A 15,716-nucleotide genomic window follows, 5' to 3' on the forward strand; every position below is an offset into this window, starting at 1 on the left:
GGACCAGCCGGGCCTGTCGCTGCCCGCCAACCCCTGGCAGGGCGTGGCCCAGCTGGTGCGCGCCCTGGGCTAGGCTCAGGCCAGGGGCGGCGTCGGGTAGACGTTCATCACCGGTATCGCCACGCTTGCGGGCTGATCCAGCACGTAAAGCACCGCCCGGGCGATGTCGTCGGGCCGCAGCCCCTCGGGTTTGGGCGTGTCGAAGAAGGGCGTGTCGACCATGCCCGGGTTGATCACCGTCACCCGGGCACCGGTCCCCTTCAGCTCGGCACGCAGGTTTTCCCCGTAGCCGCGCACGAACCACTTGGTCGCACCGTAGACCGAGCCGGGCAGCACCTCCTGCCCGGCCAGAGAGCCGGTCAGCAGCAGCACGCCACGGCTCTGCCTGAGCACCGGCAGGGCCAGCTTGGCGGTCAGCGTCAGCCCGTAGATGTTGACGTCGATCATCTGGCGGAAGTTTTCCGGATCGCCGTTCTCGGTTCCCATGGCGGTGGCGCCGATCCCGGCATTGGCAAAGACCGCGTCGATCCGGCCATGGGCCGCCAGAGCCGCGTCGAACAGCCCCTGCTGGGAGGCCAGATCGGTCACGTCGCAGGCCACCGCCTGCGCCTTGTCGGCACCCAGTTCCGCAACCAGCGCCGCCAGCTTCGCCTGCGATCTTGCCCCCAGCACCACCTTGTGGCCGGCGGCCACCGCCCGCCGCGCGGTGGCCGCGCCGATGCCGCTCGAAGCGCCTGTGATCACGATGATCTTGCTCATGGCCTGTTCCTTTCGGGTTGTGCTTCCCTTCGGGCATAGCATCCCCGCGCCCCGGGCCCAATTCCGCGTCCCGCCCTTGCCAGAAAGGGCTTTCCGCGCTGCCAGGGGGTTGATTGCCGCCCCCGGATCGACTAAGAGCCGCCTGTCCGCGGTCGGAATCGGTCCGCCGGACTGTCTTTGCATTTCCACAAGGGCCGCCCGGCGACAGCGGTCCGGAACGCGAAGACCCAGCAACGACGACCTGAACCTCCGGCAGGGAGCGCGGGATGACCCGCCCGGCCCTGATCGCACGCAGCGGAGCTCTGAGGCGACAACCACCTTCGCGGGAGAACCGCGAGCAGTCAGGAGATATGCGATGGACCTTATCGCACAGATCGAAGCGGAGCAGATCGCTGCGCTGGGGAAACAGATCCCCGACTTCAAGGCCGGCGACACCATCCGCGTCGGCTACAAGGTGACCGAAGGCACCCGTTCGCGCGTGCAGGCCTACGAAGGCATCTGCATCAGCCGCAAGAACGGCGCAGGCATTGCCGGTTCGTTCACCGTCCGCAAGATTTCCTTCGGTGAAGGCGTGGAGCGCGTGTTCCCGCTCTACTCGACCAACATCGAATCCATCGAGGTTGTCCGCCGTGGCCGCGTCCGTCGCGCCAAGCTGTACTACCTGCGCTCGCGTCGCGGCAAATCCGCCCGTATCGCCGAGCAGACCAACTACAAAGCCAAGGCCTGAGGAGCGTCGTCATGAAAACGGATATCCATCCCGACTACCACTTCATCGACGTCAAGATGACCGACGGCACCATCGTCAAGATGCGCTCCACCTGGGGCAAGGAAGGCGACACGATGTCCCTCGACATCGACCCGACCGTGCACCCGGCCTGGACCGGTGGCTCCTCGCGCCTGATGGACGCCGGTGGCCGCGTCTCCAAGTTCAAGAACAAATACGCAGGCCTCGGCTTCTGAAGCCCGGCCCCTCGGGGCTGCTGCACTGTTCGGGAAACGCCGCATCTTCGGATGCGGCGTTTTTCTTTGCCCGGCCCCCATCGCCGCCGCGCCGCACGGCCCCTTTTCATCTTTCCCCAAATACGGCCGCCGGAGGCGCCCTGCTCCCGCCCGCCCCTTCATCTTTCCTCAAATATGCCCGCTGGAGGCGGAGGCGACCGCCCGATGGTACCCAAGCGCGCGCCCGCGCGTTAGGAAGCATCGACCGGCCGAAGGAGCCTCCCATGCCTGCCGTCCTGACACAGAACCTTCCCACCTCCCTCCTGGTGCTGGCGACCTGCCTGATCGCCGCCCTGCTGCTGGCCCTGCCGCAGCTGCGCCGCTGGGATCTCTGGCGCGCCATGGTGACGCCGCTGGCCTCGATCATCGGCTCGGGCTTCCTGGTGCTGGGGCCGGTGCTGGCCCATGGCTACGGCGCCTGGGCCCCGGCCGTGATGGCCGGGCTCTGCCTGGGCGCCTGGGCCTTTGGCGCCGCGATCCGCCGCAATATCACCCGGCTCGGCGACGACCGCGAGGCGCCCTCGAAGCTCGAGACCCTCTCGGCGCTGCTGCTGGCCATCGCCTACGTGATCTCGGTCGCCTATTACCTGAACCTCTTCGGCGCCTTCGCGGTCAAGCTGACGCCCTGGCAGGGAGAGATCCCGGCCCGCATCGTCACCACCGCAATGTTCCTCGCGGTGCTGGCCATGGGCTACGGGCGCGGCTTCACCCTGCTGGAGCGGGCCGAATACATCTCCGTCTCGCTGAAGCTGGCGATCATCGCCGGGCTGATCGCCGGGCTGGCCTGGTTCTTCGGCGGCGCGGCGCACGGGGGCACCCTGTTCCGGCCCGAAGCCAGCTTCTCGGGCTGGCAGGCGGTGGCGATGGGCTTTGGCCTGCTGGTCACCGTCCAGGGTTTCGAGACCTCGCGCTACCTTGGCAACAGCTACGACGCGAAGACCCGCGTCGGCTCCATGCGGCTGGCCCAGGGGCTTTCGGCGACGATCTACGTGGTCTACGTGGCCCTGCTGGTCTATGCCCACCACGTCCCCGAGGGCGCGCTGAGCGAGACCGCCGTGATCGACATGATGCGCGATGTCTCTCCGATCCTGCCGGGGCTGCTGATCCTGGCGGCGCTGGCGGCGCAGTTCAGCGCGGCCGTCGCCGATACCGGCGGCTCGGGCGGGCTGCTGGAAGAGCTTTCGGGGCGGCGGCTGAGCGCAAGGCAGGGCTATGCGCTGCTGTGCAGCGTGGGGATCGCGCTGACCTGGGTCTCCGATGTCTTCGAGATCATCTCCTACGCCTCGCGGGCCTTTGCGCTTTACTACGCGGTGCAGGCGGCGATCACCGCGCGCCATGCCGGCGGGGCCCGGCGACTGGGCTGGGGGGCGCTGGCGCTTTTCGGGCTGGCGATCGCGGTCTTCGGACAATCGGTCGAAGGATCCTGAGGCGGCTGCATCGGGACGCCGGCCTGCGCAAGCGGTTTCTGTCGCGACAGCCGTATTTGGAGAAAGATGAAAGCCCGGGCGGTGGCGGATCGGCGCCTCCGGCGGGCATATTTAAGGAAAGATGAAGGACCGGGCGGCACGCCCGTCACCTTCCGGGCACACCGGGGCCGCGGGGCGCGAGCGGGACGCTTTTCCGATCCCCCGCCGCGCCCTAATGTGCGCCTGCCGGGCCCAGCCTGCCCGGCGGGGAAGAAGGGGACAGGCCTTGGCACATATCATCGTCGTCGGGAACGAGAAGGGCGGCGCGGGGAAATCCACCGTCTCGATGCATATCGCGACGGCGCTGGTGCGCATGGGGCACCGGGTTTCGGCGCTGGACCTGGACCTGCGGCAGCGCAGCTTCGCGCGCTATGCCTCGAACCGGGCCGCCACGCTGAAGAAGGAGGGGCTGGCGCTGCCCTCGCCGCAGTTCTGCGAGCTGCCGGAGGTGGCGCCCGAAGACCTGGCTCCGGGCGAGAACATCTACGACCGGCGCATGGCCGAGGCGATTGCCCAGCTTGATCCGGTTTCGGACTTCATCCTGGTCGACTGCCCCGGATCTCATACCCGGCTGAGCCAGGTGGCGCATTCGCTGGCCGACACGCTGGTGACGCCGCTGAACGACAGTTTCGTCGATTTCGACCTGCTGGCGCGGATCGACGGAGAGGGCGAGAAGATCCTCGGTCCCTCGGTCTATTCCGAGATGGTCTGGGCCGCCCGCCAGCACCGCGCCCAGGCCGGGCTGAAGCCGATCGACTGGGTGGTGCTGCGCAACCGCGTCGGCTCTCAGGCGATGGTCAACAAGCGCAAGATGGAAGAGGCGATCAACCGGCTGTCGCGGCGCATCGGCTTCCGCGTGGCGCCGGGCTTTTCCGAGCGGGTGATCTTCCGGGAGCTGTTTCCGCGCGGGCTGACGCTGCTGGACCTGAAGGACATCGGGGTGACCAGCCTGTCGATCTCCAACATCGCGGCGCGCCAGGAGCTGCGCGATCTGATGAAGGCGCTGGAGCTGCCGGGCGTCGAGGTGAACCTGTAATGGACCTGCTGAGCCCCTTCCGCCAGATGGCACGCAACAATGCCTGGGCCAATGCCACGCTGCACGGGGCGCTGTCGGGAATGGATGCCGCTGCCTTCGCCGCGCCCCGGGCGGGTTTCTTCGGCTCTCTGAAGGAGACACTGAACCATATCCACCAGGTGGATCTTTACTATATCGACGCGCTGGAAGAGGGCGGGCGGGGCCGGAGCGTTTACGACGCGCCCGAGATCGCCCTGCCCGGCCCGCTGGCGCTGGCCCAGGCCGAAGCGGATGCCCGGCTGATCCGGTTCTGCGACGCGCTGCGGCCCGCCGATCTTGAGGCCCCGCGCCTGACCCGGCGCCCGGAACGCGATGTGCAGGAAAGCGTCGGCGCGCTGCTGCTGCACCTGTTCCAGCACCAGGTGCACCACCGTGGCCAGGCCCATGTGCAGCTGCACCAGGCCGGGATCGCACCGCCACAGCTGGACGAATTCTTTCTGGATGACGACCGCGCGCCCTCGGCCCGGGCCTATTTCGACTGATCAGCCGCGACGGCGGCGCAGCGCGGCGGCCAGGCTGGTCAGCATGAAGACCACCGCCGCGCAGCACACGATCGAGGGGCCGGCGGGCGTGTCGAAATGCAGCGAGCCCTCCAGCCCCGAAACCGTGGCGAAGACCGCGATCAGCGCGGCGATGCCGGCCATGCGTTCGGGGGTGTTCGCGAAGGGGCGGGCGGCGGCGGCGGGGATGATCAGCATGGCGGCGATCAGCAGCGTGCCCACCACCTTAATCGCCACCGCGACGACGATCGCCAGCGCCACGGTCAGCACCATCTGTTCGCGCCGGGGATCAAGGCCCGAAGCATAGGCCAGGTCGGGGTTCAGCGTGGTGGTCAGCAGCGCCGACCAGCGCCAGCGCACCAGCGCCAGCACCAGCGCCGCGCCGCCCCAGATCACCAGCAGGTCCAGGCGGCTGACGGCCAGGATGTCTCCGAACAGGTAGCCCATCAGGTCGATGCGCACCCCGTGCAGGAAAGAGACCGCGACCAGCCCGAAGGCGATGGCCGAATGCGCCATGACGCCCAGCAGCGTGTCCATGGCAAAGCCCCGCCCCGACAGGCCCGAAACCGCCGTGGCCATCGCCAGCGCCACCGCCAGCACCCCCGCGAAGACCGAGACCTGCAGCGTCAGCGCCAGCGCCACCCCCAGGATCGCCGCATGGGCCGTGGCATCGCCGAAATAGGCCATCCGGCGCCAGACCACGAGGCAGCCGAGCGGCGCCGCCGCCAGCGCCACGCCGAGCCCGGCGAGGATCGCGCGCAGAAAGAAATCGTCAAGCAGGCTCATGACCCGGCCCCGTCGTGATGGTGGTGGTGATGCCCGTGGTCATGGTCATGGTCGTGATCATGCCCATGTTCGTGGTCGTGGTCATGGCGATAGAGCGCCAGCGCGCCGCCCGTCCCGGTACCAAACAGCGCGCGATATTCCGGCGCCGAGGCGACATGTTCCGGTGCCCCCTCGCAGCAGACATGGCCGTTCAGGCAGACCACCCGGTCCGAGGCCGACATCACCACGTGCAGCTCGTGGCTGACCATCAGGACGGCACAGCCGAGGTCCTGACGGACGGCCTCGATCTGGCGGTAGAAGGCGGCAGAGCCCGGCTGGTCAAGGCCCTGGGTCGCCTCGTCGAGGATCAGCAGGTCGGGGTTCGACAGGATGGCGCGGGCCAGCAGCACGCGCTGAAACTGCCCGCCCGAAAGGCCCGACATCTGCCGGTCCTGAAGCCCTCCCGCCCCGGCATGTTCCAGCGCTGCGGCGATGCGATCAGGGGCGACGCGATGGGGCAGCGACAGGAAGCGGCGCGCGGTCAGCGGCAGGGTCTGGTCGATATGCAGCTTCTGGGGCACGTAGCCGATGCGCAGGCCGGGGGCGCGGCGCACCGTGCCGGCGGCGGGCTTCAGTGCCCCCACGATCACCCGCATCAGCGTCGACTTGCCCGACCCGTTGGGGCCGACGAAGGTCACGATCTCGCCGCGGCGGATGGTGAAATCGACGTCGCGCAGCACCTCGTGCCCGCCCATGCGCACGGCCACGCCCGACAGCGTGACCAGCCCGTCCTGGAAATGATCCCTCATTTCCGGTCGTTCTCCTGGCAGGCGGGGCACAGCCCCTCGGCCTCGACCACGGCCCGCTCGATCCGGAAGCCGATGGCGGCGGCCGAGCGGCCCAGCATGTCGGAGGCCGGATCCGCCTGGCCTTCCGCCACCCGGTCGCACTTGCGGCAGATCAGGAAGGCGGGGGAATGGTTTTCCCCGGGATGGTTGCAGGCGACGAAGGCGTTCAGCCGCTCGATCCGGTGGGCAAAGCCATTTTTCACCAGGAAATCCAGCGCCCGGTAGGCCACCGGCGGCTGGGACCCAAGCCCCTCGTCGCGCAGCGTGTCGAGGATGTCGTAGGCACCAAGCGCACGGTGGCGCTCCAGCAGGATCTCCAGCACGCGGCGGCGCACCGGGGTCAGTTGCAGACCCTCGCGGCGGCAATGCTCTGCCGCGGCATCAACGCCGTCGCGGATGCAGCTGGCATGATCGTGGCGTTCGAACCCCTGAAGCTCCATGGTGTCCTCGCTGGTTCCAAGACGGAAGTCGACCCTTGATATGTTATAGTGTACAAGATAACAAGCGCAGCGAACTGTTATGTTATTACACCGGAGCAAGCATGATGCGGAAATCCCTTCTGGCGCTGAGCGTGGCGGCGGCGGCCCTTGGGGCCGGCATGGCGCGGGCGGATGTCCCGCAGGTGGCGGTCGATATCGCACCGCTGCAATCCCTAGTCGCCCGGGTGATGGAGGGCGTCGGCACCCCGCAGGTGATCCTGCCGCCGGGCGCCGAGCCCCATGAATACGCGCTGCGCCCCTCGGAAGCCCGCGCCCTGAGCCAGGCCGATGCGATCTTCTGGATCGGCGATGCGCTGGAGCCCTGGCTGGCCAAGGCCCTGGGGTCCCTGGCGCCGGACACGCCGACGCTGGCGATGCTGGATGTCGCGGGCACCCGCACCCTGCCCTTCCGCGAAGGCCTGGGCGGCGACGATCATGATCACGACGCCCATGCCGATGAGGGCGGACACGATCATGACCATGACCACGCCGACGATCACGACCACGGGCATGACGACGATCACGGGCATGACGATCACGCCGAGGGCGGCCATCATCATGCCGCGGGTGAAACCGATCCCCATGTCTGGATGGACCCCGAGAATGCCCGCGCCTGGCTGCCGGCGATTGCCCAGACCCTGTCCAGGCTGGATCCCGAACATGCCCAGGTCTATGCGCAAAACGCCCAGGAGGCCGATGCCGACCTGGCCCAGCTGGAAACCTCGGTGCACGGGATGCTGGATGGCGACACGCCGCTTCAGGTCGTGGTCGCCCACGATGCCTTCCAGTATTTCGAGGATCGCTTCGGCCTGAAGAACATGGGCGCGATCACCGATGCCGATGACACGCCCGCCAGCGCCGCGCGCTATTCCGAGATCAGCAACAACGTGGTTGCCGACAAGATCACCTGCTTCATCTCCGTCCCCGGAGAGGAGAAATCGGTCGAATCCCTGCCGGTGTCCGGCCAGCCCGCCCATATCGTGACGGCCGATCCGCTGGGCAGCAGCTTTGCCCCGGGTCCGGAACTGTATGGCGATCTGCTGCTGGATCTGGCGACCAGGCTGTCGGTCTGCCGCGACTGATCAGCTGCCGGTGCGGCCCAGCCTCTTGGACGGAGGTTGGGCCAGCGCCTCCTGCAGCTGTTCCTGCCGCAGCTCGGCATCGCCGTCCTGGCTGAGGATCAGTCGTTTCACCAGCTCGGCATACATGATTAGGTCGTCGGCCTCCTGGATCAGGCGGCTGGCGTAATCGTCGAAGACCCGCGTGTCCTGACCCGGCAGGCCGGTCCGCGCCGCCGCCACCACGTTCAGCGCCGGGATCAGCACCCGGTCCATCGCCTGGATTGCAAGGTTGTTGACCGGATCCATCGGTGGCAGCTGGGCCAGCGGCTCGGCATACTGGGTCAGTGCCGCCAGCGGCTGCCCCTCAAAGCTTGAAAACCAGAAGCTCGCCTCGTGGCCGCGCACCGCGTTGCAATTGGTGTGCATCCGTAGCTTATAGAAACGCGCCATTCGCAGATCGAGCTCGAAGTCCGAGTTCGCGTACATCTCGCCGTCCGGATCCATCCGCCCCAGGTGATCAAGCAGCGTGGTCGCCATCGGCTTGATGAACACGTCCTCCAGCTCGGGCATGTCCGGATAGGTCAGCTTGTGCAGGACACCGCCATGGCTGACGTCGATCGAGCGCACGCGCCAGACCGACCGGGCCTCGTCCAAGGACAGGTAGGCCGCAAATTTCGTGGTCTCCGATTTCAACTGCTCGGTCCCTCAGCCTGGGTTGATATATCCGCCTCTTCTAAACAATCAGGCAAGGTCGGTTAAGCAATTGTTAACAGCAGAGCTCAAACCCTGGATCGTCTGACCGGGTCCGGCCCCGGCCCCTCGCTCGCGGATCCTGTTGGGCCTCTAATGCCTTCGGGAAAAATATCTTTTTATTGTATCTATCCAGGTGCACCGGACGGGCGAAACGACGCGGACCAGCGGGCGATGGGGATGACGGGACAGAAAGACGCAGCCCGGACGGCGGAAAGCGCCACTTAAACGCACAATCCGTACAATGCGCTGCGAATCGTCGGGATGGCCGCCTCGCCTTCGCGCCCCACGCGGACGCCGGGATGAACCTCTCCGGACGGGCGCACTGGCGCTACAACATCCATTCCGGCCAGCTCTCCTGCTCCGGCGACATCCAGCAGCTGCACGGGCTGTCGCCGCGCGACACGGTGCCGATGCCGGAGGACGTGATCGCGGAGCATCATCCCGACGCCCAGAGGGGGCTGCAAAGCCTGTTGGACCTGCGCGACGACATGCAGATCGGCGGCTGTGCCTCGACCTCGACAGCGACGCGGCCCCTCGGAGCGGCAAGCTGTGCGTCGCCCCGCCGACCGGGAAAGCGAGACCCGGAGCCGCGAACACTGGCTGAATCTGCTCAAACGCGTGGCCAGCTGAAAGGCGCCGCCGAGAAGGGATCCCCCTTCGTCGCCCATGCCGGGCTGCGCCGTGGAGGGGCCCGGGGCCCAGACTGCAGAACGTCCGCCTCGGCAGGAGGCGGGCGTTGCTTCATGTCACGGGGGGCGTCCGCTCAGGCCGCCTTCAGCGCCGAGGCCTCCTGCCCCACGAAAGCGCCATGCAGGCCCGCGATGGCCGCATCCTGATCGCTGGGCGCCACCAGGAACTGCACGTCGACGCTGCCGGGCACGTATTGCACCGAATGGGTCTTCACCCCGCCCTCGCGCAGCGCCAGCAGCCCGCGTTCGGCCACGCAGAGCCCGTCGAGGTCGCGCCCGATGACCGACACCAGCCCATGGCGGTTGATCCGCAGCCGGGCGTTGGGGAAGGCCTGCTGCACGTCGCGCTCGACCCGGCGGATGGTTTCCAGCGGCGCGTTCAGGAAGTGGGTGATGGTGTTGGCGTTGGTGCATTTCGAGACGATGTAGACCTTGTGACGGGTCAGCACCTCAAGAATACCCTGATCGTAGCCCTTCACGCCCACCATGTCCTGCTCGAAGACCTCGAAGGCCACGACCGGCAGGCCGGTGACGATCTCGACCGCCGCCTCGGTGGCGGGGGTGTCGTCGATCAGGGTGCCGGGGTCCTGGGGTTCGAAGGCATTGGCGACCCGCAGGGGGATGCCGGCCTTGCGCAGGATCTTCGCCGCCTGGGGGTGGATCGCCTCCATCCCGAGGTTGGAAAGCTGGTCGGCCACGTCGTAATTGGTGTGCCCCAGCTTGCGCACCTGATCGGCGCCAACCAGGTTCGGATCGGCAGAGGAAAGGTGGAATTCCTTGTGGATGATCGCCTCGGACGCGCCGGTCTGCGCCGCGATGCGGGCAAAGGTGACCTCGGAATAGCCGCGGTCGAATTCACGCATCAGCCCCTCGGTGCACTGGGCGTAGCCCGTGACGATGGGCATCTCGGTTGCCAGGTCCACCTGGGCGAAACCGGCGGCGATGCGGCCCTGAAGATCCAGGTCGTTCTCGTCTCGCCAGCCCGACAGGTCGACGGCCCGGGCGTTCACCCCCGCCCGTTGCAGCATCAGCACCGTGACGAAGGCGGAATGGCTTTCCCCCAGCCCCGAGAGCAGCTCTCGGATATCCATCATGTGATCGGCCAGCCGGAAATGCCCGTAGGAGCACAGCCGCTGAAGGTCGAACAGGCAGGAGCGCGCGCCCTCGATCCGCTCGCGGACGAATTCGTCGGCGGCATGGATGTCGGCGGGGTGGTCCAGCACCTGCCCATGGGCTTCGCGCATGGCGGCGGCAACATCGCTCAGCGCGTCCAGCCAGCCATGGGCGTTGTCGTCGTTGGCAAACAGGGCATAGACGCCCGGCTGCCCGGATTTCTTGTGTTCCAGCAGCAGGTTCGTGATGCCGCCGAAGGCGGAGACCACGAAGATGCGGCCATAGAGATCGGCGCCCTCACGTCCCTGGATCAGCAGCGTATCGCGCAGCTCGTGCACCTTGCTCATGGAGGTGCCACCGATTTTCTCGACGGTATGTGCGGGGAAAGTCACGTGGTTTTCTTCCCGGGGCCGCAGGGGCCCGGGCCTCTTTCTGGGATCGGTACGGGCGAAGATCGGGATGGGACCGGCCCGAAGGCCGGCCCCGGAGGGCCTCAGGCCAGCTCCTCGGCGGGCGCGTAGGAGCCGTCCTCGCGGTGCACCTCGGTGCCGGTCACCGGCGGGTTGAAGCAGCAGGCCATCACCAGCTCCTCGTCGGCGACGAGGGTGTGCTTGTCGTGCTCGTTCAGCGCGTACATGACGCCCGGCTTGATCTCGTGCGTCTCGCCGGTGGCAAGGTCGGTGATCCGGCCCTTGCCCTGCATGCAGTAGACGCTCTCGAAGTGGTTCTTGTAGTGGAACGTGTGCTCCGAACCGGCTTCCAGGAAGGTGATGTGGAACGAGAAGCCCATGCCGTCGTTCGCCAGCAGCATCCGGACCGAGGTCCACTTGGCATCCGAGGTCACACGGTCTTTTTCGTTTTTGACGATCTCGTTGAAGTCGCGAACAATCATTTTGTTACTCCGCAGCAAATTTGGTTTCGTTGACCTGCGAGGCCGCCGCCTCGAGCAGGATCTTCAGGCCCTTGCGGAAGGTCTCTTCCGGGGTGGTCAGCGGCGCGAGGACCTTGACGACCTCGTCTTGGGCGCCCGAGGTCTCGATGATGAGACCGCGCTCGAAGGCCTCGGCGCAGATCGCGCCGGCCAGCTCGCCCGAGCCCACATCGACCCCCTGCATCATGCCGCGGCCCTTCAGCCGGGCACCGGGGATGGATTTCGCAAGGGTTTCCATCGCCTCCGTGAGGATCCCGGCCCGGGTGGCAATCTCCTTCTCGAAGCGCTCATCGCTCCAGAATTTCTCGATCGCGACGCGGGCCGTGACGAAGGCATGGGTGTTGCCCCGGAAGGTGCCGTTGTGTTCGGCGGGCTTCCAGAGGTCGTGTTCCGGCTTCACCAGCAGCGCGGCGAAGGGCAGGCCCATCCCCGACAGCGACTTGGCAAGCGGGATCAGGTCCGGCTCGATCCCCATCTTCTCGAAGGAGAAGAAGGTGCCGGTGCGCCCGATGCCCGCCTGGATGTCATCGGCGATCAGCAGGGCGCCGAACTTCTTCGCCAGACGGGCAATCCCGCGCATCCATTCGGGGGAGGCGGCGTTCAGCCCGCCCTCGCCCTGGACCGGCTCCAGCAGGAAGGCCGCGGGCGCATCGATGCCCGAGCTGTCGTTCTCCAGCATCTGCTCGATGATGGCGAGCGTATCGCCGCCTTCGCCCAGCGAGCCCTCGTAGGGCATCCGGGTCACGCCCTGCAGCGGCAGGCCGCCCCCGTTGCGCTTGCCCTTGTTGCCGGTCGCCGCCAGCGCGCCCAGGGTCATGCCGTGGAAGCCGTTGGTGAAGGCAATGATATTGGTGCGCCCCGTGACCTTGCGCGCCAGCTTCATCGCGGCCTCGACCGCGTTGGTGCCGGTGGGGCCGACCATCATGACCTTGTGGGACATGTTGCGGGGCTGCAGGATCTTCTGCTCGAAGGTCTCGAGGAAGGCCTGTTTGGTCTCGGTGTACATGTCCAGGCCATGGGCGATGCCGTCGTTGCTGATATGCTCGATCAGCGCGGCCTTCATGTCCGGGTCGTTATGGCCGTAGTTCAGCGAGGAACAGCCGGCGAGGAAGTCGATATAGGTCTTGCCGTTCACGTCCGTCATCTCGGACCCGGAGGCCGAGGTGAAGACGGTATCGAAGCTGCGGCAGTAGCTGCGGGCTTCGGATTCGCGGCGTTTGAAGACGGTGATGTTGGCTTCGGTCGACATGGGGTGATCCTTTCGTGGGAGGGGCAGAGCGGCTCAGGCAGCAGCGCGGGGGCTGGCGGCCGGGCTCTCCCTCAGGGTGATGGTCACCATGTGCTCGGTGGCGTGCTGGCCATCGAAATGGTCCGCTTCGGTGAAATGCGGCCGATCGGTCAGATCGGCCCCCGCCCGCGCGGCGAACTTGCGGAACAGCGCCCAGGAAGCGCCGTTGTCCTTGGTGATCGTGGTCTTGATGCGGCGCACGTCCAGATCGGCGCGGTTCACCAGATGCGACAGCATCTTGGCCCCCAGGCCACGGCCGCGGGCCTTTTCGGAAACGGCGACCTGCCAGACGAACAGCGTGCCCGGCTCGGACGGGACCATGTGGCCCGACACCCAGCCGACAACACCCTTGTCGCTGTCCACGGCAACCACGCAGGTGTCCGCGAAATGGTCGCATTGCACCAGGTTGCAGTACATGGAGTTTTCGTCCAGCGGCTTGCACGCCCGCACGAGCGCCCAGATGTCGGCGCCATCCCGCGAGGAGGGCTTCCGCAACGTCAGAGTCGAGGGGTGAACTGTTCCGCTTCCATCAAGCATGGGGTCTGCTTCCTTTTTGCTTCGCCAAGCAAAGTAACCTCAGCGGAAACTATTTCAACCCACCTAAGTAATTTTCTTCCCCGAACTGGTGTCGGCCCCTGATTTTAGAGAATTTCCCCTTGAATACCTAAGCAACATACCCAGATCTATCGGGCTATGAGACAGGAAAATGCTAAGGTTGAGCGAATAATTGCCTTCGGCGCTCTGCGGTGCGAGGATGGATCCTCTTCAGAATCGGGGCTTTGGGGCATGGACCGCACGGACGACAGTTTGATTGCCTTGCGACGCATCCTGCGCGCAACGGAACTTTTCGGCAAAGAGCTGGCCCATGCGGCCGGCCTCTCGCCCGTGCAGTTCCGTGTGCTGCAGCTTGTGGCCGAGCAGGGCATGAGCACGCCCAAGGCGATCTCCGTGCAGATGGGGGTCACTCAGGCAACGATCACGGCCCTGCTGGACCGGCTGGAAAAGCAGGGCATGATCACCCGCGCCCGCAGCCAGGTGGACCGTCGGCAGATGAACATCGCCGTGACCGAGAAGGGCCGCGCCACGGTCGCCGAGGCGCCCGACCCGCTGCAACAGCGCTACGTGCGCCAGTTCGAATCCCTGAAGGACTGGGAGCAGGCGCAGATCATCGCCGCGCTGGAACGCGTCGCCTCGATGCTGGATGCCGAGGACATGGATGCCTCTCCGGTGCTGCACAGCGGCGAGATCAAGCCAAGCTGAGCCCCGCAGGCAGGGCAGACGGAAAAGGGCGGCCAGGGGCCGCCCTTTCCGCTTTATCCGGGATCCCCTCAGGCTTCGGCCAGCGACGCGGCTTCCTCCGACATATCCGGCTGGGCCTCGAAGACAGAGCGGCGCACCCGCGCCTTCAGCACCTGCTGGCCGAAATCGGCCTCTGCCGGGGTGCCCGGGCCGGGATGGAAGCCCCAGACCAGGTCCAGCTCGGTGCCCGGCGCCGCATGACGGCCCTCCACCAGCGACAGCGACAGCACCGCCTTCAGCGGATCGATCCGCGCCGTGCACATGGTCAGCCCCACCAGGGCGCCGTCCTTTTCGATCCGGAACCGCCCATGGTTCAGCAGGTAGCTGTCCGGTCCGCCCAGGACGCGCGCGGCGTCCGCGGCGTCGATCTCCAGCGTCACCTTGCGGCGGGTATCCTGGGCACGCCGCGCCAGCATGGCCTCGCGCCCATTGAAGTCGCGCCCAAGCGCCATGACACGGCCAAAGCCCATCTCGAACGGGGTGACGTAGTAATCCTCGATCCGGTCGGAATAGAAACTGCCGTAGATCGGCTTGTGCTCGCGGATCGCCTCCGCCGGCAGGGTGGCGCGGTAGCCCGTCAGGCAGGACTGGTAGATCGCCGGCACCGGCACCGGCATCCAGCCGCTTTCCACTGCGCCCGCAGCATGGGCCAGTGCACCGACCTCGGTCAGGCGCATCGGACGCCCCAGCCGCGCCAGATCCTCGCGCAGGCGCTCTCCCACGGCCCATTTGCCGACGAATTCATAGCCCGGCTGGCCCATCTTGCTTTGCCGCAGCACGCGCACTTCGCCATCGGCATAGGGCAGGCTGACGGAATGCAGCAGCTCCAGCTCCGGCAGCGCGGTGCCCAGAACCTTGCGGGTCAGGGCCTCGGCCATCGGGCCCTGGAGGCGGAAGCGAAACAGCTCCGGAGGGCCGGACCGGCGCCGCGAGTCATCGACGAAATGCATGTCGATGTCGTAGTAGCCGCATTCCGACTTGTAGAGCAGCCAGCGATGGATCGGCGGCGCCCCGGTCAGAACGTAGCGATTGGCGGCAGTGCGCAGCACGATGCATTCGCCAATCAGGTAGCCATCCTCGCTGACGGGGATATAGCTCTTGGCCTGACCAATGGCGAATTCCGAGAAATCGGTCGCGCTGTATTGCGACAGGAAATGCGTGGCTTCCTTGCCCGACACGAACAGGTCCGACATGTGGTGCGACAGGTCGATCAGCGCGACGCGCTCGCGCCAGGCGGCCTGCTCCTCCCGCCAGCCGGTGATTTCCGGTGGCACCACCGGTCGGGTCCAGACCCGCGGCGCATCCGTCCAGAGCAGCCGAACGGCAGAACCTGCCTCGGCGATCGCGGTTTCCAGAGACTTGGCGGTCAGCATCAGTCCTCCCTCCGATAACACATGCGAGCGGCCTCCCACCCGAGTCGCATGCCCGATAAAGCTATGATCAGAGTGCATGTCGGCCATGCATAAAATCAAGTTCTTTCTCGTTTCGGGCGAGGATTTGCCGAAGGTCAGCAAGCCATGGTGGCCCCTCCCCCGCCCTGATCCAGGTCAAGGCGGGTGCCGGCGGCGTTATTTGATCTGAAGGGGATTACAAACGCCAACGGCCCCGAGCTGTAAGCTCGGGGCCGTTTTGATTATGTCATCGTATATGAGGTTTTTTCTAGGTCTGGCGGTGACTTACTCTCCCACGCC

17 protein-coding genes are annotated in these 15,716 nt (G+C 66.6%); 7 read left to right on the plus strand and 10 right to left on the minus strand.

Annotated features, from left to right (window positions below; genetic code table 11):
- Window positions 1–75: 75 nt before the first annotated feature.
- Window positions 76–759, minus strand: coding sequence for an SDR family oxidoreductase (locus KM176_RS12925; RefSeq protein ID WP_160894592.1), 684 nt, complete (start codon window positions 757–759; stop codon window positions 76–78).
- Window positions 760–1,114: 355 nt separating this feature from the next.
- On the opposite strand from KM176_RS12925, the gene rplS reads away from it, so the two are divergent.
- The 5 genes from rplS (at window position 1,115) to KM176_RS12950 (ending at window position 4,781) form a co-directional block, all read left to right on the plus strand.
- On the plus strand, window positions 1,115–1,486 hold the full coding sequence (rplS, locus tag KM176_RS12930; protein ID WP_160894593.1) for a 50S ribosomal protein L19: 372 nt from the start codon (window positions 1,115–1,117) through the stop codon (window positions 1,484–1,486).
- An 11-nt stretch (window positions 1,487–1,497) separates the two neighbouring features.
- The gene (rpmE, locus tag KM176_RS12935; RefSeq protein WP_160894594.1) at window positions 1,498–1,719 is read left to right on the plus strand and encodes a 50S ribosomal protein L31; all 222 of its coding nucleotides are present in this window, start codon (window positions 1,498–1,500) and stop codon (window positions 1,717–1,719) included.
- A 263-nt stretch (window positions 1,720–1,982) separates the two neighbouring features.
- On the plus strand, window positions 1,983–3,185 hold the full coding sequence (locus KM176_RS12940) for an APC family permease (protein WP_160894595.1): 1,203 nt from the start codon (window positions 1,983–1,985) through the stop codon (window positions 3,183–3,185).
- Between the two features lie 265 nt (window positions 3,186–3,450).
- The gene (locus KM176_RS12945) at window positions 3,451–4,260 is read left to right on the plus strand and encodes a division plane positioning ATPase MipZ (protein ID WP_160894596.1); all 810 of its coding nucleotides are present in this window, start codon (window positions 3,451–3,453) and stop codon (window positions 4,258–4,260) included.
- Entirely contained in the window at window positions 4,260–4,781 is a 522-nt protein-coding gene (locus KM176_RS12950; protein ID WP_160894597.1) for a DinB family protein, read from the plus strand. Before KM176_RS12945 ends, KM176_RS12950 begins: the two co-directional genes overlap by 1 nt.
- Here the strand turns inward: KM176_RS12950 and KM176_RS12955 are convergent, their stop codons facing one another.
- The 3 genes from KM176_RS12955 to KM176_RS12965 are packed head-to-tail and all read right to left on the minus strand — an operon-like array spanning window position 4,782 to window position 6,852.
- Window positions 4,782–5,585, minus strand: a complete 804-nt coding sequence (locus KM176_RS12955; protein WP_160894598.1) for a metal ABC transporter permease — start codon at window positions 5,583–5,585, stop codon at window positions 4,782–4,784.
- The gene (locus KM176_RS12960) at window positions 5,582–6,373 is read right to left on the minus strand and encodes an ATP-binding cassette domain-containing protein (protein WP_160894599.1); all 792 of its coding nucleotides are present in this window, start codon (window positions 6,371–6,373) and stop codon (window positions 5,582–5,584) included. Before KM176_RS12960 ends, KM176_RS12955 begins: the two co-directional genes overlap by 4 nt.
- Window positions 6,370–6,852 carry a transcriptional repressor gene (locus KM176_RS12965; RefSeq protein ID WP_160894600.1) on the minus strand — a complete coding sequence of 161 codons (483 nt, stop codon included), beginning with the start codon at window positions 6,850–6,852 and terminating at the stop codon, window positions 6,370–6,372. The genes KM176_RS12960 and KM176_RS12965 overlap by 4 nt, the downstream gene beginning before the upstream one ends.
- Window positions 6,853–6,953: 101 nt before the next feature.
- Between KM176_RS12965 and KM176_RS12970 the strand changes: the two genes are divergently transcribed.
- Complete coding sequence (locus KM176_RS12970; RefSeq protein WP_160894601.1) at window positions 6,954–7,973, plus strand: zinc ABC transporter substrate-binding protein; 1,020 nt, start codon at window positions 6,954–6,956, stop codon at window positions 7,971–7,973.
- Here the strand turns inward: KM176_RS12970 and KM176_RS12975 are convergent, their stop codons facing one another.
- From KM176_RS12975 to ectA, 5 genes are all read right to left on the minus strand, one after another.
- A complete protein-coding gene (locus KM176_RS12975; protein ID WP_160894602.1) occupies window positions 7,974–8,645 on the minus strand; it encodes a hypothetical protein in 672 nt (223 codons plus the stop codon). It abuts the gene before it with no gap.
- An 823-nt stretch (window positions 8,646–9,468) separates the two neighbouring features.
- Entirely contained in the window at window positions 9,469–10,899 is a 1,431-nt protein-coding gene (locus KM176_RS12980; RefSeq protein ID WP_160894603.1) for an aspartate kinase, read from the minus strand.
- Between the two features lie 101 nt (window positions 10,900–11,000).
- On the minus strand, window positions 11,001–11,399 hold the full coding sequence (locus tag KM176_RS12985) for an ectoine synthase (protein WP_160894604.1): 399 nt from the start codon (window positions 11,397–11,399) through the stop codon (window positions 11,001–11,003).
- A gap of 4 nt (window positions 11,400–11,403) precedes the next feature.
- Entirely contained in the window at window positions 11,404–12,687 is a 1,284-nt protein-coding gene (gene ectB / locus KM176_RS12990; RefSeq protein WP_160894605.1) for a diaminobutyrate--2-oxoglutarate transaminase, read from the minus strand.
- 33 nt (window positions 12,688–12,720) lie between these two features.
- The gene (gene ectA / locus KM176_RS12995; RefSeq protein ID WP_160894606.1) at window positions 12,721–13,263 is read right to left on the minus strand and encodes a diaminobutyrate acetyltransferase; all 543 of its coding nucleotides are present in this window, start codon (window positions 13,261–13,263) and stop codon (window positions 12,721–12,723) included.
- A 249-nt stretch (window positions 13,264–13,512) separates the two neighbouring features.
- On the opposite strand from ectA, the gene KM176_RS13000 reads away from it, so the two are divergent.
- Complete coding sequence (locus KM176_RS13000; protein ID WP_160894607.1) at window positions 13,513–13,986, plus strand: MarR family winged helix-turn-helix transcriptional regulator; 474 nt, start codon at window positions 13,513–13,515, stop codon at window positions 13,984–13,986.
- 68 nt (window positions 13,987–14,054) lie between these two features.
- Here KM176_RS13000 and KM176_RS13005 read toward each other — a convergent pair whose 3' ends face one another.
- Window positions 14,055–15,398: an aminomethyl transferase family protein gene (locus KM176_RS13005; RefSeq protein ID WP_160894608.1), complete on the minus strand. Its 1,344-nt coding sequence runs from the start codon at window positions 15,396–15,398 to the stop codon at window positions 14,055–14,057.
- Between the last annotated feature and the right edge of the window lie 318 nt (window positions 15,399–15,716).

The sequence above is a fragment of the Pseudooceanicola endophyticus genome (genome assembly GCF_018760365.1).
GTDB classification, from domain to species: Bacteria; Pseudomonadota; Alphaproteobacteria; order Rhodobacterales; family Rhodobacteraceae; genus Pseudooceanicola; species Pseudooceanicola endophyticus.